18 protein-coding genes are annotated in these 23,931 nt (G+C 60.9%); 10 read left to right on the top strand and 8 right to left on the bottom strand.

The genetic code is table 11. The features are described 5' to 3' along the window. The first annotated feature begins 295 nt into the window (after positions 1 to 295). Positions 296 to 1,489 carry a class I SAM-dependent methyltransferase gene (locus VZC39_RS09900; protein ID WP_434668109.1) on the top strand — a complete coding sequence of 398 codons (1,194 nt, stop codon included), beginning with the start codon at positions 296 to 298 and terminating at the stop codon, positions 1,487 to 1,489. A gap of 88 nt (positions 1,490 to 1,577) precedes the next feature. Here VZC39_RS09900 and VZC39_RS09895 read toward each other — a convergent pair whose 3' ends face one another. Continuing rightward, positions 1,578 to 2,222 carry a glutathione S-transferase family protein gene (locus tag VZC39_RS09895; RefSeq protein WP_434668107.1) on the bottom strand — a complete coding sequence of 215 codons (645 nt, stop codon included), beginning with the start codon at positions 2,220 to 2,222 and terminating at the stop codon, positions 1,578 to 1,580. Between the two features lie 106 nt (positions 2,223 to 2,328). Further along, positions 2,329 to 2,793: an EamA family transporter gene (locus VZC39_RS09890; RefSeq protein ID WP_349922209.1), complete on the bottom strand. Its 465-nt coding sequence runs from the start codon at positions 2,791 to 2,793 to the stop codon at positions 2,329 to 2,331. 310 nt (positions 2,794 to 3,103) lie between these two features. On the opposite strand from VZC39_RS09890, the gene selD reads away from it, so the two are divergent. The 3 genes from selD to VZC39_RS09875 are packed head-to-tail and all read left to right on the top strand — an operon-like array spanning position 3,104 to position 5,906. Continuing rightward, entirely contained in the window at positions 3,104 to 4,141 is a 1,038-nt protein-coding gene (selD, locus tag VZC39_RS09885; protein ID WP_434668103.1) for a selenide, water dikinase SelD, read from the top strand. Next, positions 4,138 to 5,268: a tRNA 2-selenouridine(34) synthase MnmH gene (mnmH, locus tag VZC39_RS09880; RefSeq protein ID WP_434668100.1), complete on the top strand. Its 1,131-nt coding sequence runs from the start codon at positions 4,138 to 4,140 to the stop codon at positions 5,266 to 5,268. The genes selD and mnmH overlap by 4 nt, the downstream gene beginning before the upstream one ends. Then, positions 5,262 to 5,906 carry an MBL fold metallo-hydrolase gene (locus VZC39_RS09875; protein WP_349922206.1) on the top strand — a complete coding sequence of 215 codons (645 nt, stop codon included), beginning with the start codon at positions 5,262 to 5,264 and terminating at the stop codon, positions 5,904 to 5,906. The genes mnmH and VZC39_RS09875 overlap by 7 nt, the downstream gene beginning before the upstream one ends. 128 nt (positions 5,907 to 6,034) lie before the next feature. On the opposite strand, the gene rplY is transcribed toward VZC39_RS09875, so the two are convergent. From rplY to VZC39_RS09850, 5 genes are all read right to left on the bottom strand, one after another. Continuing rightward, on the bottom strand, positions 6,035 to 6,322 hold the full coding sequence (rplY, locus tag VZC39_RS09870; protein ID WP_303804487.1) for a 50S ribosomal protein L25: 288 nt from the start codon (positions 6,320 to 6,322) through the stop codon (positions 6,035 to 6,037). Between the two features lie 183 nt (positions 6,323 to 6,505). After that, on the bottom strand, positions 6,506 to 7,327 hold the full coding sequence (locus VZC39_RS09865) for a hypothetical protein (RefSeq protein WP_434668095.1): 822 nt from the start codon (positions 7,325 to 7,327) through the stop codon (positions 6,506 to 6,508). A 100-nt stretch (positions 7,328 to 7,427) separates the two neighbouring features. Beyond that, positions 7,428 to 11,327, bottom strand: coding sequence for an ATP-dependent RNA helicase HrpA (gene hrpA / locus VZC39_RS09860; protein WP_434668092.1), 3,900 nt, complete (start codon positions 11,325 to 11,327; stop codon positions 7,428 to 7,430). Between the two features lie 172 nt (positions 11,328 to 11,499). Then, the gene (locus VZC39_RS09855) at positions 11,500 to 11,922 is read right to left on the bottom strand and encodes a CBS domain-containing protein (RefSeq protein WP_434668089.1); all 423 of its coding nucleotides are present in this window, start codon (positions 11,920 to 11,922) and stop codon (positions 11,500 to 11,502) included. Between the two features lie 84 nt (positions 11,923 to 12,006). Next, complete coding sequence (locus VZC39_RS09850; protein WP_349922202.1) at positions 12,007 to 13,077, bottom strand: helix-turn-helix transcriptional regulator; 1,071 nt, start codon at positions 13,075 to 13,077, stop codon at positions 12,007 to 12,009. Between the two features lie 448 nt (positions 13,078 to 13,525). Between VZC39_RS09850 and VZC39_RS09845 the strand changes: the two genes are divergently transcribed. Beyond that, complete coding sequence (locus tag VZC39_RS09845; RefSeq protein WP_434668086.1) at positions 13,526 to 14,848, top strand: YjiH family protein; 1,323 nt, start codon at positions 13,526 to 13,528, stop codon at positions 14,846 to 14,848. Positions 14,849 to 15,053: 205 nt separating this feature from the next. Here VZC39_RS09845 and gyrA read toward each other — a convergent pair whose 3' ends face one another. Further along, positions 15,054 to 17,816, bottom strand: a complete 2,763-nt coding sequence (gene gyrA / locus VZC39_RS09840; protein WP_434668083.1) for a DNA topoisomerase (ATP-hydrolyzing) subunit A — start codon at positions 17,814 to 17,816, stop codon at positions 15,054 to 15,056. Positions 17,817 to 18,002: 186 nt separating this feature from the next. On the opposite strand from gyrA, the gene ubiG reads away from it, so the two are divergent. The 5 genes from ubiG (at position 18,003) to yfaE (ending at position 23,845) form a co-directional block, all read left to right on the top strand. After that, complete coding sequence (ubiG, locus tag VZC39_RS09835; RefSeq protein ID WP_434668080.1) at positions 18,003 to 18,734, top strand: bifunctional 2-polyprenyl-6-hydroxyphenol methylase/3-demethylubiquinol 3-O-methyltransferase UbiG; 732 nt, start codon at positions 18,003 to 18,005, stop codon at positions 18,732 to 18,734. Next, a complete protein-coding gene (locus tag VZC39_RS09830; RefSeq protein ID WP_434668077.1) occupies positions 18,734 to 19,420 on the top strand; it encodes an HAD family hydrolase in 687 nt (228 codons plus the stop codon). The genes ubiG and VZC39_RS09830 overlap by 1 nt, the downstream gene beginning before the upstream one ends. 564 nt (positions 19,421 to 19,984) lie before the next feature. Then, positions 19,985 to 22,252: a class 1a ribonucleoside-diphosphate reductase subunit alpha gene (gene nrdA, locus VZC39_RS09825; RefSeq protein WP_349922197.1), complete on the top strand. Its 2,268-nt coding sequence runs from the start codon at positions 19,985 to 19,987 to the stop codon at positions 22,250 to 22,252. An 81-nt stretch (positions 22,253 to 22,333) separates the two neighbouring features. Further along, complete coding sequence (gene nrdB, locus VZC39_RS09820) at positions 22,334 to 23,467, top strand: class Ia ribonucleoside-diphosphate reductase subunit beta (protein ID WP_434668073.1); 1,134 nt, start codon at positions 22,334 to 22,336, stop codon at positions 23,465 to 23,467. Positions 23,468 to 23,527: 60 nt separating this feature from the next. Continuing rightward, entirely contained in the window at positions 23,528 to 23,845 is a 318-nt protein-coding gene (gene yfaE, locus VZC39_RS09815; protein WP_434668070.1) for a class I ribonucleotide reductase maintenance protein YfaE, read from the top strand. Positions 23,846 to 23,931 lie beyond the last annotated feature (86 nt).

Raw genomic sequence — 23,931 nt, 5'->3', positions numbered from 1 at the left:
CTTGATTATTGTTGCCAGTTGGATCGCGATCGGGTGATCGCCGCACCTTGTGAACATGCCGTACAAAGAGTCATACGACGCACATACTCTGCCCGTTTTTCCCTTGAGGCACCGCGAGCTGGCTAACAATTGCAGAAGTTTGTTGCTGGCAAGTGACAGATAAGGCTGAGATTTACCCCAGGGTTTAACAACTGCCCCCGTCATGGCGCGCCCCTGAAAGCCTGCGACAAGGCTGGCGTAAAGCCCGGCTTGCCACTAAAATACGCCCCCTCTTATTCTGGTATCGGTAACCCCCATGAGCGCTTCCATCTATCTCGTCAAAGGCCGCGAAAAGTCCCTGCTGCGCCGTCACCCCTGGATCTTCTCCAAGGGGATCGACAAGGTGCAAGGCACCCCCATCGATGGCGACACCGTCGAGATCTACGCCAACGATGGCAAGTGGCTCGCCCGCGGTGCCTGGTCCGGCAGCTCCCAGATCCGCGCCCGGGTCTGGACCTTCGACAAGGACGAGACCGTCGACCTGGACTTCTTCATCCGCCGCCTCCAGTACGCCCAGGAGTCTCGTGACCCGCTGATCAAGCGCCAGGGTCTGACCGGCTATCGCCTCTGCGCCGCCGAGTCCGACGGCCTGCCGGGCCTGACCATCGATCGCTACGCCGATTTCCTGGTGTGCCAGATCCTCTCGGCCGGCGCCGAGTTCCAGCGCGAACTCATCACCCAGGCCCTGCGCACCCTCTACCCCGAGTGCAGCATCTATGAGCGTTCAGATGTCGCAGTGCGCAAGAAGGAAGGGCTGAAGGAGCGCACCGGCGTCATCTATGGCGAGACCCCGACCGACCCCGTGGTCATCGAGGAGAACGGCGGCGTCAAGATCCTGGTAGACATTCGTAACGGTCACAAGACGGGTTTCTATCTGGATCAGCGGGACAACCGCCTCGCGGCAGCGAAATACACTGAAGGCAAGCGGGTGCTCAACTGCTTCTGCTACACCGGTGGTTTCGGCGTCTATGCCCTCAAGGGGGGCGCCAGGGAAGTGGTCAACGTGGATCTCTCCCAGAACGCCCTGGACATCGCCCGTCAGAACGCCGAGCTGAACGGTCTCGATACCGGCAACACCCAGTTCGTGCGTCACGACGTGTTCAAGCTGCTGCGGGAATACCGCGAGAAGGGCGAGAAGTTCGACGTCATCGTGCTGGATCCGCCGAAGTTTGCCGAGAGCAAGGCCCAGCTGCTGGGGGCCTGCCGCGGCTACAAAGACATCAACATGCTGGCCTTCCAGCTGCTGGCGCCGGGCGGCGTGCTCTTGACCTACTCCTGCTCCGGCCTGATGGAGCAGAGCCTGTTCCAGAAGATAGTGGCGGATGCGGCGCTCGACGCCGGCCGCGACGCCCAGATCCTGGAGCTCTTGTCCCAGGCCTCCGATCACCCCATCGGTACCGCCTACCCGGAAGGCTTCTACCTCAAGGGCTTGGTAGTGCGCGCCCGCTGATCTACATTTGATCAGCTAAAGCACCAACCCCTTGATCAAACAGGCCCGCCATCGCTGCGGGCCTGTTTTTTTATGGGCGATCTTCGCCTCAGTCCCGCTGGGGGGCTCCCAGGGGGAAGTAGTGGCGATAGGGTCTGGCCTCGTCCACCACCCGGGCAACGCTGGGGCGGGCCAGCAGGCGGGCACGATAGGCCCGAAGCTGGGGGCAGGTGGACGGGATCTCGTGGGCCCAGTCGGCGTAGAAGAGCGCAGGCGCGGCGGCGCAGTCGGCCAGGGTAAAGTACTCCCCCGCCGCCCAGGCTCGTCCGGCGAGGTGCTGGTCCAGCCAGGGGTAGATCTTGTCCAGCATGGCCCGCGCCTCGGCCACCCCGAAACGGTCGCACTCGGTCGCCGGGCGCAGCTTGTCCAGCACCACCTTCTGCATGGGGGTCATCACATAGTTGTCGAACAGGCGATCCAGCATGTGTACCTCGATGCCCGCCTCCCCCGCAGGCACCAGGGTGCCAGGGCCGGGGTGGCGCAGTTGCAGGTACTCGATGATGGTGCTGCTCTCGAGCAGGGTACGCCCCTCATCCACCAGCACGGGAAAGCGCTTGAGGGGCCAGAGGCGGGCAAGCTCGGCCTTCACCGTGGGGGATTCCAGGTTGTGGTACTCGAACGAGAGAGCATTCTCGTAGAGGGCGATCAACACCTTCTGGCTGTAGGACGAGAAGGGATGGGCATAGAGTTTCATCTCACCGACTCCTTGTATTCTGTTGCATTCCCAGTCTTTGCATATCAGTTACGCCAGACAATTCAAAACTGGCAGTCATTTATTCCGAAAAATGAGTTTTTCGCCACTAACCTTGCGGCTTGAAGGCGAGCACCATGACCCCGCTGGCGATGAGACCGATGCCGAACCACTCCCGCAGGGAGGGACGCTCTCCCAGAAACAGAACCGCGAACACCACCACCAGCACCAGGCTGAACTTGTCGATGGGGGCCACCTGGGCGGCGTTGCCGAGCTGCAGGGCGCGGAAGTAGCAGAGCCAGGAAGCCCCGGTGGCGAGTCCGGAGAGACCGAGGAACAGCCAGCTGTGGCCGGAGATCGACAGCGGATTGCTCCACTGCCGGGTGGCGGCCACATAGAGGCAGAGCAGCAGGAAGATGATGGCGGTGCGGATCAGGGTCGCCAGATCCGCATTGATCTGCGCCACCCCCACCTTGGCGAAGATGGCGGTCAGGGCGGCGAAACAGGCCGACAGCAGGGCCCAGCCAAACCAGTTCAGGCTGGAGAAAAAAGAGGTGAAGAACGTGCTGCTCATGGTGGCTCCTTGCATCCGGGGGGTGAGCTAGTTGTAGCAGAGCCGGCAGAGAGTGACAGGGAACTCGTCGAGGCGCCCCTTGGTGGCCATGAGCGCTCCCCCCTTCAATTGCGGATCGGATCCCTCATCCTCTTTGTGGCATAATGCCCCGTCCCGTGGCCCTGGGTGGCTCAGCCTGGGCCCCTTCAGAGGGCGCGCCGGCTCACTCGTCCCGCCACCCGGACCCACCCGTTTTCTGCGATTGTCCGCAATGGGATGACCGCACCCATATCGCACCGCTTCACGCGAGCTTGAACCAAGAGGGGTCAGTATGTCTTCCATTCGTCTCACCCAATACAGCCACGGCGCTGGCTGCGGCTGCAAAATCTCCCCCAAGGTGCTCGACACCATTCTCAAGAGCCAGATCCCGGGATTTGACGACCCGACCCTCATCGTCGGCAACAGCAGCAAGGATGACGCCGCCGTGGTGGACATCGGCAACGGTCAGGGCATCGTCTCCACTACCGACTTCTTCATGCCCATCGTCGATGATCCCTTCACCTTCGGTCGCATCGCTGCCACCAACGCCATCAGCGACATCTACGCCATGGGGGGCAAGCCCATCGTCGCCATCGCCATCCTCGGCTGGCCCATCAATACGCTCGCGCCGGAAGTGGCCCAGCAGGTGATCGACGGCGGCCGCCAAGTGTGCCACGAGGCGGGGATTTCCCTGGCCGGTGGTCACAGCATCGACGCCCCCGAGCCCATCTTCGGCCTGGCGGTGACCGGCATAGTGCCGCTCGATGCCATCAAGCAGAACGACACCGCCAAGGCGGGCGATGTGCTCTACCTGACCAAGCCCCTTGGCATCGGCATCCTCACCACTGCCCAGAAGAAGGGCAAGCTCAAGCCCGAACACGAACAGCTGGCCCCCGCAGCCATGTGTACCCTCAACAAGATTGGCCAGCGCTTCGCCGCGCTCCCGGGCGTCCACGCCATGACGGACGTCACCGGCTTTGGTCTGGCCGGCCATCTGCTGGAGATGTGCGAGGGCTCCCAACTCTCCGCCCGCCTCGACTTCAACGCCCTGCCGCTGTTGCCCGAGGTGGACCACTACCTCAGCGAGGGCTGCGTACCGGGCGGTACCCTGCGCAACCACGACTCCTACGGCCACAAGCTCGATGCCATGGACGATCGCACCCGCAACATCCTGTGCGACCCGCAGACCAGCGGCGGCCTGCTGGTGGCGGTGGGTAAAGAGAGCGAAGCCGAGCTGCTGGCCATCGCCGCCAAGGCCGGTCTCTCCCTCTCCCCCGTCGGGGTGATGAAACCCCTCGTTGGTGCACGCTTTATCGAGGTCATCCAATGAGTGCCTTGCCCCAGGCGACGGATCTGGCCCGCATCTTCCTGGACGATGTGCCGCTCATCGACTTGCGCGCCCCCATCGAGTTCAACGAAGGGGCCTTCCCCCAGGCCGTCAACCTGCCGCTGATGACGGACAATGAGCGTGCCCAGGTCGGTACCTGCTTCAAGCAGCAGGGTCAGGCCGCCGCCATCGCCCTCGGACACCAACTGGTGGGCAGCGATGTGCGGGCAGAGCGCATGGAAGGCTGGCTGGCTCACCTGCGCCAGCAGCCCGATGCCCTGCTCTATTGCTTCCGGGGCGGTCTGCGCTCCCAGACGGTGCAGCTGTGGCTACATGAGGCTGGCGTTACTCGCCCCCGGGTGGCTGGCGGCTACAAGGATCTGCGCCGCTTCCTCATCGATACCCAGGCGAGCGCCTCGGCCGAATGCCACTGGACGGTGCTGACCGGCATGACGGGCTCCGGCAAGACCCACATGCTGGAGCAGGTTGCCCAGGCGGTGGATCTGGAGGGGCACGCCCATCACAGGGGCTCCTCCTTCGGTCAGCTCCCTGGGGGTCAGCCCAGCAACATCAACTTCGAGAACAAACTCGCCATCGAGCTGCTCAAGCGCCGTCACCTCGGGGAGTCCGCCTTCGTGGTGGAGGACGAGAGTCGCCTCATCGGTCGCTGCGCCCTGCCGCTGAACCTCTATGAGGCCATGTGCCAGTCGCCGCTGGTGGTGGTGGATGTGCCGCAAGCCGAGCGGGCCGAGCAGATCCGCATCGATTACGTGCAGGATCTCTGGCAGCGCTATCAGGAGATGTACGGGACCGAGGAAGGCTGGCCGCTGTTTGCCAGCTATTTGACCGATGCCCTGGCCCGCCTCAAGCGGCGCCTCGGGGACAAGGATCACCGGGAGCTGGATGCCCTGATGCAGGCCGCCCTCGCCGAGCAGGGGAGCAGCGGCAATACCGAGCTGCATCTTGCCTGGATCCGGCTGCTGCTGACCCGCTACTACGACCCCATGTACCTCTATCAGCTCGACAACAAGCGGGAACGGATCCGCTTCAGGGGCGACAAAGCGGCGTGCCTCGCCTATTTCGCAGAACAAGTCGCCTGTGGACCTAACGTGGATAGCCAGACATGCTGAAATTTGAAATTATTCCAGTCACTCCCTTTGCCCAGAACTGCTCACTCATCTGGTGTGACGAGACTCGCCAGGCGGCGCTCATCGACCCGGGTGGCGAGGCAGACAAGCTGCTGGCCGCCATCGAGAAGCACGGGCTGACGCTCTCGATGATCCTGCTGACCCACGGCCATCTGGATCACGTGGGCGCCGCCGCCGAGCTGCGCACCCGCACCGGGGTGAGCATCACGGGCCCCCACCGGGAAGATGCCTTCTGGCTCGACATGCTGCCCAGGCAGAGCCAGATGTTCGGCTTCCCCCACACCCCGGCCTTTGCCCCGGACGCCTGGCTCGAGCAGGGGGACAAGGTGGCGCTTGGCAACTGCGAACTGGCGGTCTATTTCTGCCCGGGCCACACCCCGGGGCACGTGATCCTACTGAGCCAGGCCGAGCGCCTCGCCTGGGTTGGTGACGTGCTCTTCGCCGGCGGCATCGGTCGCACCGACTTCCCCCGTGGCGATCACGCCACCCTCATTCGCTCGATCACCGAGACCTTGCTGCCGCTGGGGGATGACATCGTCTTCATCCCCGGCCACGGTCCCAGCTCCACTTTCGGCCACGAGCGGGTCAGCAACCCCTACCTCACCCAGCCGGCCTGGTAGAGCTGCTCCCCACAAAAGAAGGGCGACCCTTGGGTCGCCCTTCTTTTTAGACTCACGCCTTGGCGCTAACGCCAGAATGCAAAAAGCCACTCCGGGGAGTGGCTTTTCATTCAACGGGACTGACGCAATTAGATGCGTACGAAGTCCAGGTGAACCAGCTTGTAGCGAACCGGGTGACGCTGGATAGCCTTCACGTTCACTTTGACTTCTTCGCCGTTGATGACCAGGGTCAGCTCGGAGGAGTAGAACTCCGGCTTCTCTTGGGCCAGGATCAGCTTTTTGTGGTCCAGGGTGATGGACACGGCTTCTTTGCCTGCACCGTAAACGATGGCAGGAACTTGGTCAGCATGACGCAGGCGGCGGCTCGCACCTTTCCCCAGGTCAGAACGGACTTCAGCTTGGAATACGAAAGACATAGTAGTTATCTCTTTTAAGATGAATGTATGGTGCTGACTGCGACCGGTCAGCACCTCGCAAAACGAGCGCGAATACTAGCATGGGGTCTTGGTGGATACAAGCCGCGGGCCGCTCTTCACCGCATTATCCCGAAGGCTCGGCCGATACGGCGCAGCGCCACGGGCGGCAAGGCTCCTCTTCCTTCAGCGCCCCTGCTCCAGGCGGGCGAACTGCTGCTGACGCTGGGCCGGGCTCATGGCATCGAACTGGGCCAGGGTCTCGGCCCTGGGACAGTAGAGGCGCTGACCGGTCTTGACCCGGATCCCCGTCCCCATGCTGGTGCGATTCTCCTCCACCAGCGCCAGCAGATAGCTGTAGGTATCGTTCCCGCGCCCTCCCTCCTGGGAGACCAGCATGCTCGCGATGCGCCACAGGGTCTCCCCTGCCGCCACCTGATGGCAAGGCTGCTCGCCCCCGGCGGCGGGGGGCGACAGCGTCAGCGTGGTCTCCCCGGCTTGCTCCGGGACGCTCATGGGGCGGGAGGCCAGCTGGGTGAGGCTCCCTTGACTGGTGCCATACCCCAGCTTGGCCAGCAGAGGCTCGCCTGCGGTCAACCGCACCCCACCCCGCACAGGCAAGGAGAACTCGGCGATGAAGGGTTGCATCCCGGGCGCCATGTCCGCGGCAGTCAGCCCCTGTACCGGTGCGCTCTGGTGGGGGGCCACCCCATAGGCCATCTCGTCGATGCGCTTGAGGCGCGCTAAATAGGCCTTGGAAAGCTGGGCTTCCCCCTCGAACAAGTCAAACGGGGGCACCAAGCGGGCGGGGAAGAGGATCTGCCAGCGGCCGTTTTTCTGCTTCTGCTCCAGAGGCGGGAACTGATTGCCCCGCCACGCCACGAAGATGGGCGGCACGGCACGGTGCGCCGGATAATAGTCCGGATTGAGCTGCACCCAGGTCTGCTCCGCGATGGGCTGATAGCCGCTGATATTGACCAGCGCAGCCCCCAACCAGATCCCCCACATAGTTGCACCTCCCCCTCTTTTTTAATGCGCACCGCTCTCGCTCTTTCCCCTGTTTCTCCATCCATCACACAATGATTCAGGAAAACAGATAGATAGCAGCTTAGCACTGGGCTATGGCATTGAGCACCCGTTTATCGGAAACCGGATAGGGGGTGCCCAGTTGCTGGGCGAAGAAGGAGACCCTCAGCTCCTCTATCATCCAGCGGATATTGGCCACCTCGACCGGCACCAGCTGGGATTTCGGGATCTTGGCGAGCAGCGCCTTGTATTCGGACTCCACGCTCTGCACTTTCAGCATGTAGACCCGATCCCGGTTCGGATCGATGGCCAGCTTCTCGAGGCGCCGCTCGATGGCGCGCAGGTAGCGCAGCAGGTCCGGCAACCGCTGCCAGCCGGTCTCGGTGACGAATCCCTTGTGGATGAGCTTGTCCAACTGCAACTGGATATCCGACATGGCAAAGGCCATGTCGAGCTGCATCTTGCCCTTGAGCCGCTTCTTGATCTCATGGGACAGCGTCAGCACGGCCTCCACCTGCTTGGCCACCTCCACCACCGCATCGTTGAGTTCGGCGCGCACAAACTCCTTGAGCGACTCGAAACCCGCCTCGTCCCAGGCCAGGCCGCCGTGCTGCTCGATGAGCTTGTCACAGCCGCAGGCGATGCAGTCATCGATGAGATCGGCCACCTTGCCGAAGGGGTTGAAATAAAGACCGAGCTTGGCCTTGTTCGGCAGCTTCTCCTGCAGGTACTTGATGGGGGATGGCACCCCCAGCAGCACCAGCCGTCGTTGGCCCGCCCACATCAGTTGCTGTTGCGCCGCCAGGCTCTCCACCAGCTGGATGGAGACCGAGTCCTTCTCGTCAACCAATGCCGGATAGGCCTTGACCTCGAACCCGGCCCGTTTCTGGCTGTACTCCTTGGGCAATTCGCCAAAGCTCCACAGCGTCAAGCCGGATTGCTCGATGTCATCATCCGCCACCTGGGAGAGGGTCTCCTGCACTCGGCCGCGCAGGGACTCCTTGAGCGCTTCCAGATCCTTGCCTTCCGCGACCTTTTTCTGTTTTTCGTCCACCACCCGGAAGGTGAGTTTCAGGTGATCGGGCACCGCAGCCCAATCCCAGGCTTCACGGGGCACGGTAACGCCGGTCATGCGGCGCAGTTGGCGCTCCATCTCATCGAGCAGCGGCCCTTGCTCCGGGCTGATGCTGGCGAGCAGGGCGTCGGCATAGTTCGGTGCCGGCACGAAGTTCTTGCGCATGGGTTTGGGCATGGACTTGATGAGCGCCACCAGCAGCTCATGGCGCATCCCCGGGATCAGCCACTCGAAACCCTTCACCTCCACCTGATTGAGTAGCGGCAATGGGATATGAAGGGTGACGCCATCGGCCGCCTCCCCCGGTTCAAACTGGTAGGTCAGCTTGAGCTTGAGGCGTCCCTGCTGCCAGAGGTTGGGGTAGTCGAGATCGCTGATGTGAGCTGCATCTCCCTTCATCAACATCTCTTTCTCGAAGTTGAGCCGTTCGGGATCCTGCTTTTGCGCCTCCTTCCACCACTTGTCGAAGTGGCGGGCCGAGATGATCTCCTCCGGCAGGCGCGCATCGTAGAAGCGGAACAAGTCCTCGTCATCCACCAGGATGTCCCGGCGCCGGGACTTGTGCTCCAGCGCCTCCACCTCGGCCAGCAGTTTTCTGTTTTCGCCAAAGAAACGGTGACGGGTCTCGAAATCCCCCTCCACCAGGGCGCGGCGGATGAAGAGCTCACGGCACTGGGCGGGATCGATGCGGCTGAAGTTGATGAGGCGCTCGCCCACCAGGGTCAGGCCATAGAGGGTCACCTTCTCCTTGGCCATGACGGCGCCATTTTTCTTCGACCAGTGGGGGTCGCTGTGATGCAGCTTGATGAGGTGGCCCGCCAGGGGCTCCACCCACTCGGGTTCAATCTTGCCGTTGATGCGGGCGTAGAGGCGCGAGGTCTCCACCAGTTCGGCGGCCATCACCCACTTGGGCGGCTTCTTGAACAGACCCGATGCCGGGAACAGGTGGAAGCGGCCGTTGCGGGCACCGAGAAACTCGGGCTTCTCCAGATCCTTGTTGCCGATATGGCTGAGCAGCCCGGTCAGCAGGGCGCAGTGCACCGTCTTGAAATCCGCCGGCTCCGCATTGGTCTTGAAGCCAAGCTCTTTGACCGTCTGGCGCAGCTGGAAGTGGATATCCTGCCATTCGCGCACCCGCAGATAGGAGAGGAACTCCTTCTGACACAGGCGGCGGAACGGATTGCTGCCCAGCACATCCTGCTGCTCTTTGAGGTAATTCCAGAGGTTCACGAAGGCGAGGAAGTCGGAATCCTTGTCCTCGAAACGCCGGTGCTGCTCGTCCGCGGCCTGCTTCTTCTCCATGGGACGCTCGCGGGGATCCTGAATGCTCAGCCCCGCGGTGATCACCATGACCTCACTCAGGCACCCGGTCTGCGCCGCCGTGATCACCATTTTCGCCAATCTCGGATCAAGGGGGATGCGCGACAGCTGGCGACCGGTCTCGGTGAGCTGCAGTTTCTCTTCCAGCTCCCGTCCATTCAGCTGGCGGGCAGGCAGCTCCCTGACCGCTTCCAACTCTTTGAGCAGGGTCAGGCCGTCCTTGATGTGGCGAGATTCGGGCGGCTCGACGAAGGGGAAGGCTTCCATGTTGCCAAGGCCGAGCGCCAGCATCTGCAGGATGACGGAGGCCAGGTTGGTGCGCAGGATCTCGGGATCGGTAAACGCCGGGCGATTGTTGAAATCCTCCTCGGCGTAGAGGCGAATACAGATACCGTCGGCTACCCGGCCGCAGCGCCCTTTACGCTGGTTCGCACTCGCCTGGGAAACGGGTTCGATGGGCAGGCGTTGCACCTTGGTGCGCCAGGAGTAGCGACTGATGCGAGCGGTACCGGGATCGATAACGTAACGGATACCGGGCACGGTGAGGGAGGTCTCCGCCACGTTGGTGGCGAGCACGATGCGCCGTCCGGCATGCTGCTGGAACACCTTGTTCTGCTCGGCGTTGGAGAGGCGCGCATAGAGCGGCAGTACCTCGGTGTCTCGCAGGTTCAGCTTGCGCAAGGCATCGGCGGTATCGCGGATCTCCCGCTCGCCGTTCATGAAGATGAGGATGTCACCGAGTCCTTCCCGGGCCAGCTCTTCCACCGCATCGAAGATGCCCTGCAGCTCGTCGCGATCCCCTTCCCCCTCCATCAGGGGCCGATAGCGCACCTCCACCGGGTAGGTACGACCGGACACCTCGATGACGGGCGCCTGGTTGAAGTGGCGGGAGAAGCGCTGGGGATCGATGGTGGCCGAGGTGATTATCACCTTGAGATCGGGCCGCTTCGGCAACAGTTGCTTGAGATAGCCCAGAATGAAGTCGATGTTGAGGCTGCGCTCGTGGGCCTCATCGATGATGATGGTGTCGTACTGGGTCAGCATACGGTCATGCTGGATCTCCGCCAGCAGGATGCCGTCGGTCATCAGCTTGATGTGGGTCTGCTCGCTCACCTGATCCGTGAAGCGCACCTTGTAGCCCACGTACTGCCCGAGCTCGGACTCCATCTCCTCGGCGATGCGGGCCGCCACGGTGCGGGCCGCCAGACGCCGCGGCTGGGTGTGGCCGATATAACCTTTCACCCCGCGCCCCAGCGCCAGACAGATCTTCGGGATCTGGGTGGTCTTGCCGGAGCCGGTTTCGCCGGCGATGATCACCACCTGATGATCCTGGATGGCACGGGCGATCTCCGCCTGCTTCTGGCTGACCGGCAGGTTGTCCGGATAAGTGACCCTGGGGACGCCCGCCAGACGAGACTGGTAGCGCGCTTCGGCCAGGTCCAGATCCGCGGCTATGGTCGCCAGCACGGTAACCTGTTTGGCCTCTGGCAGCTTCTTGACCCCGTGCAGACGGCTGGAGAGACGACGGGCGTCGAGATTCATGCAGGCGGACAAGCGGCGGCGCAGCGCCTCGAGAGAGAGAGACAAGGTACTGATTCCTTATGAGAAGCCCGCAAGGGGCCAATGCGATAGCTGGGGCAGATCCTAAAGAGCGGGGGGAAAGGGTGCAAGCCTTAAAGCACCTCCTGGCGGATGAAGCCTGTTGGCAGAAATAAAAAGAGCAGGTATTCGACCTGCTCCTGTCGCGAGCCAGCTTAAGTCACACCCTCGCCTGATGCACGAAGCAGGTGCCGAGCTGGGCATGAATGGCCTGCATCACGTTGTGGCGACTGATGACGCCGAGCAACCGCCCCCCTTCCACCACCGGATAGATCTTGGGCTTCTGACCCATCATCATCTCCGCCAGCTCCAGAATGCTGGTGTCGGGGTCGACCGCCAGCACCTCCTTGCGCATCACATCCCTGACCTGGGCCACCTGCTCACAGTGATAGGCCTCCTTGAGCATGACGGCGATGCAGTCCTGCTCCGACACCCAGCCGATCAGGTGGCCCAGGGGATCCACTACGGGGCCACCGAGCTGATGGCTGTTGAGAAACTTGGTGACGGCGGTCTGTACCATCATGTCTGCGCTGAACGTGATGGGCCGGGTCTGCATATAATCCTTCGCCTTGAGTGATTCCATGACGCTTCCCCCAACAGGCCTCCCGGGCGGGAGGCGCAAGCCGGGCAGGATGTCCGGCTCACTCCAAGCATAGCCTGCCGAAGATCAGGAGATGGACTGCAGCAACAGCAGCAATTCGTTCTGACTGTGGCAATCGGTCTTCTTGAAGACCCCCTTCAGGGTGGATCGTACCGTCTCTACCTTGACCCCGCGCAACGCGGCGATGTCATTGCTGCTGTACCCCTTGCTCATCAGCACCAGCAGCTCTTTCTCGCCGATGGTGAGAGGATAGAGGCTGGCCAGGGCTTCGATGTCCGGGTTGAAGGCGTGCTCGGGGTCGCGCAACACAACTTCCACATAGCGCTCGAAGCGGCTGAGGCCACTCATCAGGGTGCATTGCACCAGCAGCGGTCGCAAATCCGCCTGGCGGGGAATAGACATATAAGCGCTGGCTCCCGGCAACAAATAGGAGAAGCCGTTCAATATCTCCTTGAACTGGCGTTGCTGATCCTTATTTTGTAGCGAAAAAATGCCATTGCTTGCCCGCAGCTCCACATTTTCATCGGAGATACGATTGAACGCCACATTAGAATAATGAATATGTCCCTTGTCATCAATGATGGCACTGGGTTTATTATGGTTTTTTACCAGTTGTTGTAGCTGATAATTCTGCGTTTCCAGGGCGAGCAGGTTCCAATAGTGCTGACTCCAGGCCGCCAGGCCGGAATAGATCTCGCCGAGGGAAGAGATATCCTGGGCGCTGAAATCATCCTGGGTGCTGCCACGATAACTGCACAGACTGCTGAGGCCCCGCCCCTTCACCCGGCAGACGCCGCCCGCCGCATATTGGGCACCAAAGCTCGCCAGCAGACCCGGTGAGCTGGAGATGGCATTGGCGTTGACGATCCCCTGGCAGCCCTTGTCCAGATAATGATTGAACCACACATCCTGGCGATGGTGTTGCACATAAAACTGCTGCTGGGCCTCGGTCAAACCGCTCGCAAAGAGCTTGATGCCGGCGCTCTTGTCATCATCCCGCAATAAAAACAGGGACGAGCTGCCGGATAGATCAACGCGAAATTGGTCCACCACCAACTTAATGTCAGAATCATTAATACCGCACTCATATAACTGGCTGATATAGGGCGATATCCTTTCTTTTACTAATGCCTTCACACCCGAACTCCTAATTCTTATTTTTATTGAAGAGGCATCTTACTCTGCAATGGGAAACTCGAGAAGCCATCAAATCAATAAAGCCTTTATAACTGATCCATGAATAGTCATGAAAACGATACATATGAAGATGGTAAAAAAAGTTTATAAATCCGAACTAATGTTTCAACTTTTTCTGGTCGATTAAAGACAGCTTCTATTCCAAACGCGCCACGTCGGCACCACCGCTAGCCTATCTCCCTTCTCTACCCCTAGGCAGCAGCCCCGCCTCATCACTGGCTTCAAGCGATCCCGTCTGGCTCTGACAGCATGAAACCCATACGACTCCTCCCTTTTAATTTGTTATTTTTTGGTGAATTTTTTGCTTCCATTTTGACCCATGGTCGATATTGTATATACAAATAACCATGCAAAAGGAGTTGACCCATGAGGATCACAAGGAGGAACCATGGAGCCTGAAAATACCCTGACTGCCCCTGCCCGCTCCGGGGCCGGGATCAAACTGCTGCTTACCAGCCTGCTCGGGATCGCCATCTTTTTCGTTCCCTTCGAGCTCGCCGATCGCAGCACCATTTTGGTGGACCACCTGGCTGGCTTTCTGATCGCCAAACGTCCCCTCGCCGTGGGTCTCATCCTGCTGCTTATCGCTTACGGCGCCATCACCCCCCTGCTGGACGGGCGCTGGCGTGCCCGCCCCATCGATCGGGTATTGAGTCTGTTCAAGCTGCTGGGGCTGGTCCTGGCCGTGCTGTATGTCACCGACCTTGGTCCCGCCTGGCTGATGACGCCGGACAGATTGCCCTTCCTGTTCGACAAGCTCGCCATGTCGGTGGGCCTCATCGTTCCCATCGGTGCCATGGCCCTCACCTTCCTGCTCGGATTCGGGTTGCTTGAACTCATCGGCGTCCTGATGCAGCCCGTGATGCGTCCGCTCTGGCGTACCCCCGGCCACTCCGCCATCGATGCGGTGGCCTCCTTCGTCGGCAGCTATTCGGTCGGTCTGCTCATCACCAACCGAGTCTTCCTCTCAGGAAAATACACGGTACGGGAGGCCGTCATCATCGCTACCGGCTTCTCCACCGTCTCTGCCGCCTTCATGATCATCGTGGCCAAGACCCTCAACCTGATGGGGCACTGGAACTTCTACTTCTGGTCCACCCTGGTCATCACCTTTGTCATCACCGCCATCCTGGCCCGTGTTCCCCCCATCAGCACCATGAGCGATGAGGGAGAAACCGACGAGCCACTGCCGGCGGGACAGAGCCGCTGGCAAGCGGCCCTCGCTTGCGGGTTGTCCCAATCCCGGCAGGCGGACTCCCTCTCCCGCCAGCTCAGGGACAATCTGAAAGATGGCGTCACCATGGCCGCCGCCGTGGTACCCACCATTTTGTCGGTGGGACTGCTGGGATTGCTGCTGGCCCAACACACGCCCTTGTTCGATTTGCTCGGTTGGTTGCTGTGGCCGATGACCTGGCTGCTGGATCTGGGTGAGCCGCTTGAAACCGCGCGAGCACTCTCCGCGGGGCTGGCCGAGATGTTCCTGCCCGCCATCCTGCTCAAGGATGCTGACTTGCTGGTGCGCTATGTGACGGCCGTGGTATCGGTCAGCTCCGTGCTCTTCTTCTCCGCCTCCATCCCCTGCATTCTGGCGACCAAGATCCCGGTGAGTGTGGGACAGCTGGTGGTGATCTGGCTGCTGCGTACCCTGCTCGGCATATTGCTGGCGGCGCTCTGTGGTCGACTGGCGCTGGCACTCGGCTGGCTGAGCTAGGCCCTGATCTTTTCAAGGTAAAAGCAACAAAGCGCCCGAGGGCGCTTTGTTGCTATCTGGTGCACGAGATTGCCATGTCTCTCGGTGATGTCTCTCACCGCAAGGCGCGGACTCACATCATGATTGGCAAACTATCCTTTCGGCCAGGCGACAGACAAAAAAAGAGCGACCCTGAGGTCGCTCTTTTTATCGGTGCAGGCTGCGATTACTCGTCGCCGGCTACACCCTCTTCGCTGGCGTCGTCGGCAGTACCGGCGTCTGGTGCGCTGTCCGCACCTTGCGCCTGCTCACCGTCGATGGCGACGACGTCGTTCTCTTCCTCGTCGCTCTCGGCAACGCGCTGCAGGCCGACCACGGTCTCGTCTTCACCGGTACGGATCAGACGCACACCGCCGGTGTTGCGACCGATGATGCTCACCTCGGAGACGCGAGTCCGCACCAGGGTACCGCCATTGGTGATCAGCATGATCTGGTCGGTATCCTCGACCTGGATCGCATCAATCACCTTGCCGTTGCGCTCATCCACCTTGATGGAGATGACGCCCTGGGTACCGCGACTCTTGGTCGGGTATTCATCCAGCGCGGTGCGCTTGCCGTAGCCGTTTTCGGTGGCGGTAAGGATGGCACCCTCGCCACGGGGGACGATGAGGGAAACCACCTTGTTGCCGCTCGGCAGACGAATGCCGCGGACACCGGCGGCGGTACGACCCATGGGACGCACGCCCTTGAAGGTGCCCTTGGTTTCGCCACCTTCGCCGTTGTCGCTACCGTCATCGTCGTTGCCGACATCGTCGTCGTTCTCAACGTCGTCACCCGCATCAGCCGCATCGGCGCGGCCGCTGCCTTCTGCGAAGCGAACCACCTTGCCCGCATCGGAGAACAGCATGATCTCGTTGCTGCCGTCGGTGATGTCCACCCCGATCAGTTCATCACCCTCTTTGAGGTTGATGGCACGAATACCGGAGGAGAGCGGACGGCTGAACGCGGACAGGCTGGTCTTCTTCACGGTACCGTCGGCGGTGGCGAAGAAGACGTACTTGTCATCGCTGTACTCTTTCACCGGCAGGATGGCGGTGATGCGTTCACCCTCTTCCAGCGGCAGCAGGTTGATGATCGGACGGCCACGGGCGCCACGGGACGCCTCCGGCAGCTGATACACCTTGAGCCAGTAGACCTTGCCACGGGTGGAGAAGCACAAGATGGTGTCATGGGTGTTGGCCACCAGCAGACGCTCCACGAAGTCCTCTTCCTTGATCCGGGTGGCCGACTTGCCACGACCACCGCGGCGCTGGGCCTCGTAGTCGGAGAGCGGCTGATACTTCACATAGCCCTGGTGAGACAGGGTGACCACCACGTCTTCCGGGGTGATCAGATCTTCGATGTTGATCTCGGCACTGGACATGCTGATCTCGGTGCGACGTTCGTCGCCGTACTGCTCGCGTACCGCCAGCAGTTCATCGCGGATCACTTCCATCAAGCGTTCCGGGCTTGCCAAGATGTGCAGCAGCTCGGCAATCAGATCCAGCAGAGACTGATACTCTTCCAGGATCTTCTCGTGCTCGAGGCCGGTCAGCTTGTGCAGACGCAGGTCCAGGATGGCCTGGGCTTGCTGTTCGGTCAGGTAGTAGTGACCCTCACGAATGCCGAACTCCGGCTCCAGCCACTCGGGACGGGCCGCGTCGTCACCCGCTTTTTCCAGCATGGAGGCCACGTTGCCGAGCTCCCAGCCACGGGCAACCAGCTTGGCCTTGGCGTCCGCCGGGGTGTCGGAGTGACGGATGAGCTCGATGATGGGGTCGATGTTGGCAAGCGCAACCGCCAGACCTTCCAGGATGTGGGCCCGATCCCGCGCCTTGCGCAGTTCGAACACGGTCCTGCGAGTCACCACCTCACGGCGGTGCAGCAGGAAGGCATCCAGGATCTCTTTAAGGTTCATCACCTTGGGCTGGTTGTTATCGAGCGCCACCATGTTGATGCCGAACGTGGTCTGCATCTGGGTGTGCTTGTAGAGATTGTTCAGCACAATCTCGCCGGACTCGCCGCGCTTGATCTCGATAACGATGCGCATGCCGTCTTTATCAGACTCATCACGCAGGGCGCTGATGCCCTCGATCTTCTTCTCTTTGACCAGCTCGGCGATCTTCTCGATGAGCCGCGCTTTGTTCACCTGATAGGGGATCTCGTGGACGATGATGGTCTCGCGACCGCTCTTGTCGTCCACTTCCACCTCGGCCTTGGCCCGCACATAGACGGAACCACGACCGGTACGGTACGCCTGCACGATGCCGGAGCGACCGTTGATGATACCGCCAGTGGGGAAGTCCGGGCCGGTGACATAGGTCATCAGCTCATCGATGGTGAGATCACCGTTTTCGATGAGCGCCAGACAGCCGTTCACTATCTCGGTGAGGTTGTGGGGAGGAATGTTGGTCGCCATGCCCACCGCGATACCGGAGGAGCCGTTGATCAACAGGGTGGGAACCTTGGTGGGCATGACAGCCGGGATCATCTCGGTGCCGTCATAGTTCGGCACCCAGTCCACGGTCTCTTTGTCCAGATCGGCCAGCAGCTCGTGGGAGATGCGCGCCATCCGCACTTCGGTATAACGCATGGCGGCGGCGTTATCGCCATCCACCGAACCGAAGTTGCCCTGACCGTCGACCAGCATGTAACGCATGGAGAAATCCTGCGCCATACGGACGATGGTGTCATACACGGCACTGTCGCCATGCGGGTGATATTTACCGATTACGTCACCGACCACACGGGCCGATTTTTTATAGGGCTTGTTCCAGTCGTTCCCCAACTCGTTCATTGCATACAGAACGCGGCGGTGAACCGGTTTCAAGCCATCACGCACATCCGGCAGAGCTCGTCCTACGATCACGCTCATGGCGTAATCCAGATAGGAACTCTTGAGCTCTTCTTCGATGTTGACCGGCGTGATCTCTCTGGCCAGATCGCTCATAGAAAGCCTTAATCCCTAATTAGTTGTTCTTTGGCTTAAACAGCGCGACATGGTAACACAGCGCGTGAAAGACCTTAAGCCGCAAATCAGGCTGGTTTGACAAAGTGCGTCCGTTATAATGCCCGCCAGGACAATAGATTGCGCGCCTCTCCCCCCTTGCGCGCCCCTGCCACAGGATCCATGAAAATGAACGCTGATGCCAATGTCGATCTGACAGAAATCGCCAAATTTGAAGCCATTGCCTCCCGCTGGTGGGATATGGAGGGCGAGTTCAAGCCGCTGCATCAAATCAACCCCATCCGCCTTGACTGGATCACCGACAAGAGCGGTGGCCTGTTTGGCAAGCGCACCCTCGACATCGGTTGCGGTGGCGGCATCCTCGCCGAGAGCATGGCCCGGCGCGGCGCCAAGGTGACGGGCATCGACATGGGCAAGGAGCCGCTCGGCGTCGCCCGCCTGCACGCCCTGGAAGCCGGGGTGGAGCTCGAGTATCGCCAGATCACCGCCGAGGCGCACGCCGCGGAAGTGACTGAGCAAGGGCCCGGTGGCCAGTATGATGTGGTCACCTGCATGGAGATGCTCGAACACGTGCCGGATCCGGCGTCCGTGATGCGGGCCATCGCCACCCTGGTGCGCCCGGGCGGCCAGGTGGTGGTCTCCACCATCAACCGCAACCCCAAGGCCTATCTGATGATGATCCTCGGCGCCGAGTACCTGATGAAAATGGTGCCCAAAGGCACCCACGACCACAAGAAGTTCATCACCCCGGCGGAGCTGTGTCGCATGGGTGAAGCGGCGGGCCTGGTGGTTGAGGACATGAGCGGGGTGCACTACAACCCCCTCAGCGGCCACTTCAGGCTGGGGGCCAACGTGGATGTCAACTACATGGTAAGCTTCACCCGTCCGGAGCAAGGCTGATGAGCGCCGCCAACCAGGCGTCCCTGCGCTGCGTGCTGTTTGATCTCGACGGCACCCTGCTCGACACGGCCCCGGATCTCGGCGCCGCCGTCAACCATGTGCTGACAAGCGAAGGCTTTGCACCGCTGTCCGACGACATCATCCGCCAGACCACTTCCCACGGGGCGCTGGGGCTACTCAGGGCCGGCCTTGGGGACGAGCTGCTTGAAGAACTCGGGGCGACACGCCTTCGCACCGCCCTGCTCGACTACTACGCCGCTCACCTCTGTGTCGGCACCCGCCCCTATGACGGCATGCTGGATCTCATCGAATGGCTCGAAGAACAGCAGTTGCCCTGGGGCATCGTCACCAACAAGCCGGGCTTTCTCACCGAGCCGCTGCTGGCCGCCCTGCCGGCGCTGGCGGGCTGCGGTGTCACCGTCAGTGCCGACACCCTGCCGGTGCGCAAGCCCGACCCCGCTCCCATGTATTTCGCCTGCGAGCAGCTCGGGGTGGATGCGGCGCACTGCCTCTATGTGGGGGATCACGTGCGCGACATCGAAGCGGGTCGCAATGCCGGCATGCGCACCGCGGTAGCGGGCTGGGGCTATCTGCACGATGACGAGGATCCCGCCGGCTGGGGCGCGGATCTGCATTTTGACACGGTGCAGGCTCTGCACCACTGGCTGCGCTACGAACTGAGCTGAATCCGGCGCATCGATTGATGGATATGGCCGGCACCTTATCGAGGCCAGGCATCCGTCGATGAACGCGCAAAACTTCACGGCAAAGCTTTTGAAAATCACGAGGGGGAACCTGGTCGGGCTCCCCCTTTTCCTGCGTGGCCGTCAGCCATTTCGGCCGGATCGGACAGCTTTTGTCCCTTGCCGTTCAAGGGATAACCAGCCTGAATTTGCTAGTAAAACCGACCCATTTTCGCAAGCAAAAAAAGTTATTTTAATTTTTCATCTTCGATCTTCGGACTTGCATTTGACGGATCGGACGCATGAAAACCCACTCACTGTGAGCAGTCACTAACAGATCCCATAACACCCACAATTTATCCACAGCAATGAGGTTATCCACACGTTGCAATACGGGGACGACCTCACTATCTTGTAGTTCGCATTAAAAATAACACTATATCTTGTGATTCATCGCGCAGTACGCCCCCACTCTTTACCAAGCCAGGTCCGTGGGGAGCGTGGCGCGATGGTTTTTCGGGAATCAACCGATGCCGGCAGGTATCAGCTAATAAGGGTCATCAGCCAATGAACTTGTTTGTGACGAAGCGTAACGGACACAAAGAACCCATCGATCTGGATAAGATTCACCGCGTGCTCGACTGGGCTGCCGAGAAGCTCGACAACGTGTCGGTCTCCCAGGTGGAGCTCAAGTCCCACATCCAGTTCTATGACGGTATCCGTACCGCCGACATCCACGAGACCGTCATCAAGGCTGCCGCCGACCTGATTTCCGAACAGAGCCCGGACTACCAGTACATGGCCGCCCGTCTGGCCATCTTCCACCTGCGCAAGAAGGCTTACGGCCAGTTCGAGCCGCCCCACCTCTACCAACATGTTGCCAAGCTGGTGGACATGGGCAAGTACGACAAGCACCTGCTGACCGACTACACCCAGGCCGAATTCGAAGAGCTCAACGCCTACCTGGATCACTGGCGCGACATGGACTTCTCCTACGCCGCGGTCAAGCAGCTGGAAGGCAAGTACCTGGTGCAGAACCGCGTCACCGGCGAGATCTACGAGAGCCCGCAGTTCCTCTATATCCTGGTGGCGGCCTGCCTGTTCTCCAAGTACCCGAAAGATACCCGTCTTGACTACATCAAGCGCTTCTACGATGCGGTCTCGACCTTCAAGATCTCCCTGCCCACCCCCATCATGAGCGGTGTGCGGACCCCGACCCGTCAGTTCAGCTCCTGCGTGCTGATCGAGTGCGATGACAGCCTGGACTCCATCAATGCCACCGCCAGCGCCATCGTGCGTTACGTCTCCCAGCGCGCCGGCATCGGCATCAACGCCGGCCGCATCCGCGGTCTTGGCAGCCCCATCCGTGGCGGCGAAGCCTTCCACACCGGCTGCATCCCCTTCTACAAGTACTTCCAGACTGCCGTGAAGTGCTGCTCCCAGGGCGGCGTGCGCGGCGGTGCGGCCACCCTGTTCTACCCCCTGTGGCACACCGAAGTGGAAAGCCTGTTGGTGCTGAAAAACAACCGCGGCGTGGAAGAGAACCGGGTCCGTCACATGGACTACGGGGTGCAGATCAACAAGCTGATGTACCAGCGCCTCATCAAGGGCGGCGACATCACATTGTTCTCCCCGTCCGACGCCCCTGGCCTGTATGACGCCTTCTTCGCGGATCAGGACAAGTTCGAGGAGCTCTACGTCAAGTACGAGCAGGATCCGGCCATTCGCAAGAAGACCCTGAAGGCCGTGGATCTGTTCTCCCTGATGATGCAGGAGCGTGCCGGCACCGGTCGCATCTACATCCAGAACGTGGATCACTGCAACACCCACAGCCCGTTTGACCCGGCTGTCGCCCCGGTGCGCCAGTCCAACCTCTGCCTCGAAATTGCGCTGCCCACCAAGCCGCTCAACAACGTGGATGACGAGGATGGCGAAATCGCCCTGTGTACCCTGTCCGCCTTCAACCTCGGCGCCATCGAGAAGCTCGAAGACCTGGAAGAGATGGCAGACTTGGCCGTCCGCGCCCTGGATGCCCTGCTCGACTATCAGGATTATCCGCTGAAAGCCGCGCAAAAAGGCAGCATGAATCGCCGCACACTGGGGATTGGGGTGATCAACTATGCCTATTATCTGGCAAAAAATGGTGCTCGCTACTCCGACGGTTCCGGCCTCGCGCTGACCCACCGCACCTTCGAGGCGATCCAGTACTACCTGCTGAAGGCCTCGGTGCAGCTGGCCCGCGAATTCGGCCCCTGCCCGGCCTTTGGCGAAACCACCTATGCCCAGGGGATCCTGCCCATCGATACCTATAAAAAGGATCTGGACGCCCTGTGCAACGAGCCCCTGCACCTGGACTGGGAAGCGCTGCGCACCGAGATCAAGACCGTGGGTCTGCGCAACTCCACCCTGACCGCCCTGATGCCGAGCGAGACCTCCAGCCAGATCTCCAACGCCACCAACGGCATCGAGCCGCCCCGTGGTCTGGTCTCCGTCAAGGCCTCCAAGGATGGCATCCTCAAGCAGGTGGTGCCGGAATATCACCGCCTGAAGGATCAATACGAACTGCTGTGGAAGCAACCGAGCGTCGATGGTTACCTGCAGCTGGTCGGTATCATGCAAAAATTCGTGGATCAGGCCATATCCGCCAATACCAACTACGATCCTGCCCGTTTCGAAGGCAACAAGGTACCGATGAAGCAGCTGCTCAAGGATCTGCTGACCGCCTACAAATACGGCCTCAAGACCCTGTACTATCACAACACCCGTGATGGTGCGGACGATGCCCAGACCGATCTGCAAGATGACGGTTGTGCTGGCGGGGCTTGTAAAATATAAGCCACTGCAAGATCTGATAACTGGGCGGGAGCATGAAGCTCCCGCCTTCCTGTTTCCCCCATTTCGCGACATTCGACAACCATGGCCTATTCAACCTTCTGCCAGACCCAAAACGATCAACTCAAGGAGCCGATGTTCTTTGGCCAATCGGTCAACGTGGCCCGTTACGATCAACAGAAACACGACATCTTCGAGCGGCTGATCGAGAAGCAGCTCTCCTTCTTCTGGCGCCCGGAAGAGGTGGACGTCTCCCACGATCGCATCGACTATCAGGCCCTGCCTCCCCACGAGCAGCACATCTTTATCTCCAACCTGAAGTACCAGACCCTGCTGGATTCCATCCAGGGCCGCAGCCCGAACGTGGCGCTGCTGCCGCTGGTCTCCATCCCGGAGCTGGAGACCTGGATCGAGACCTGGGCCTTCTCCGAGACCATCCACTCTCGCTCCTACACCCACATCATCCGCAACATCGTCAACAACCCGGGCCAGGTGTTCGATGACATCGTCACCAACGAGCAGATCCTCAAACGCGCTGGCTCCATCAGTCACTACTATGACGATCTGATCGAGGCCACCGCCCTCTATCACCTGCACGGGGAAGGCACCCACAAGGTCGGTGATCGCGAGCTGACCATCACCCTGCGCGGCCTGAAGAAGAAGCTCTATCTGTGCCTGATGAGCGTCAACGCCCTGGAGGCGATCCGCTTCTACGTGAGCTTCGCCTGCTCCTTTGCCTTCGCCGAGCGCGAGCTGATGGAAGGCAACGCCAAGATCATCAAGATGATCGCCCGCGACGAGGCCCTGCATCTGACCGGCACCCAGCACATGCTGAACCTGATGCGCAGCGGCAACGACGATCCGGACATGGCCGAGATCGCTATCGAGTGCGAGCAGGCCTGCTTCGAGATCTTCAAGGAAGCCGCCATCCAGGAGAAGGAGTGGGCCGAGTACCTGTTCCAGGACGGCTCCATGATCGGCCTGAACAAGGACATCCTCTGCCAGTACGTGGAGTACATCACCAACCTGCGCATGAACGCGGTGGGCCTGCAGCCGGCCTTTGCCGGTGCCAAGCAAAACCCCATTCCCTGGATCAACACCTGGCTGTCGTCCGACAACGTGCAGGTCGCCCCCCAGGAAGTGGAAGTCAGCTCCTACCTGGTCGGCCAGATCGACAGCGAAGTGCACGCCGATGATCTCGGTGATTTCGAGCTGTGATGAGACTTGGGGCTTGTCGCGCCATGACGGGCAGCGGGTGTCGACGCGCTGGCATGCGTGATGAGTGATGCCATCGGCACCCCGTCCCCTGCACTGCGCCATGAGGCCGAGCAGGAAGCCCTGACGCCCTTGGTGCACACCCGGGATGGCGTGCTGCACGCCCACCCCGGCGAGAGCGTGCTGGAGACCCTGGAGCGCCACGGCCATCAAGTGGAGTTCCAGTGCCGCAGCGGCTATTGCGGCGCCTGCCGTACCCCGCTGCTCGAAGGCCGGGTGCACTACCCCAGTGTGCCGCTGGCCTTTGTCTCCCAGGGAGAGTGCCTGCCCTGCTGCTGCAAGCCGGTGGGGGCCATCCGGCTGGATGTGAAGAAGGATTGAGACTCACATCCAGGTCTGGATGACGCTCGTCACCACCTGCAGCCCACAAAAAAGCCGCCGGATAATCCGGCGGCTTTTTTTATCTG

It is taken from the genome of Aeromonas sp. NJAU223 (genome assembly GCF_051125555.1).
Classification (GTDB): domain Bacteria; phylum Pseudomonadota; class Gammaproteobacteria; order Enterobacterales; family Aeromonadaceae; genus Aeromonas; species Aeromonas veronii_G.
This window is presented reverse-complemented; position numbering and strand designations above follow the sequence as displayed.

Bases quoted from the DNA above. Each gene is read 5' to 3' on its own strand.
- VZC39_RS09900 (WP_434668109.1), top strand. From the start codon at position 296: ATGAGCGCTTCCATCTATCTCGTCAAAGGCCGCGAAAAGTCCCTGCTG.
- VZC39_RS09895 (WP_434668107.1), bottom strand. From the start codon at position 2,222: ATGAAACTCTATGCCCATCCCTTCTCGTCCTACAGCCAGAAGGTGTTG.
- VZC39_RS09890 (WP_349922209.1), bottom strand. From the start codon at position 2,793: ATGAGCAGCACGTTCTTCACCTCTTTTTTCTCCAGCCTGAACTGGTTT.
- selD (WP_434668103.1), top strand. From the start codon at position 3,104: ATGTCTTCCATTCGTCTCACCCAATACAGCCACGGCGCTGGCTGCGGC.
- mnmH (WP_434668100.1), top strand. From the start codon at position 4,138: ATGAGTGCCTTGCCCCAGGCGACGGATCTGGCCCGCATCTTCCTGGAC.
- VZC39_RS09875 (WP_349922206.1), top strand. From the start codon at position 5,262: ATGCTGAAATTTGAAATTATTCCAGTCACTCCCTTTGCCCAGAACTGC.
- rplY (WP_303804487.1), bottom strand. From the start codon at position 6,322: ATGTCTTTCGTATTCCAAGCTGAAGTCCGTTCTGACCTGGGGAAAGGT.
- VZC39_RS09865 (WP_434668095.1), bottom strand. From the start codon at position 7,327: ATGTGGGGGATCTGGTTGGGGGCTGCGCTGGTCAATATCAGCGGCTAT.
- VZC39_RS09855 (WP_434668089.1), bottom strand. From the start codon at position 11,922: ATGGAATCACTCAAGGCGAAGGATTATATGCAGACCCGGCCCATCACG.
- VZC39_RS09845 (WP_434668086.1), top strand. From the start codon at position 13,526: ATGGAGCCTGAAAATACCCTGACTGCCCCTGCCCGCTCCGGGGCCGGG.
- gyrA (WP_434668083.1), bottom strand. From the start codon at position 17,816: ATGAGCGATCTGGCCAGAGAGATCACGCCGGTCAACATCGAAGAAGAG.
- ubiG (WP_434668080.1), top strand. From the start codon at position 18,003: ATGAACGCTGATGCCAATGTCGATCTGACAGAAATCGCCAAATTTGAA.
- VZC39_RS09830 (WP_434668077.1), top strand. From the start codon at position 18,734: ATGAGCGCCGCCAACCAGGCGTCCCTGCGCTGCGTGCTGTTTGATCTC.
- nrdA (WP_349922197.1), top strand. From the start codon at position 19,985: ATGAACTTGTTTGTGACGAAGCGTAACGGACACAAAGAACCCATCGAT.
- nrdB (WP_434668073.1), top strand. From the start codon at position 22,334: ATGGCCTATTCAACCTTCTGCCAGACCCAAAACGATCAACTCAAGGAG.
- yfaE (WP_434668070.1), top strand. From the start codon at position 23,528: ATGAGTGATGCCATCGGCACCCCGTCCCCTGCACTGCGCCATGAGGCC.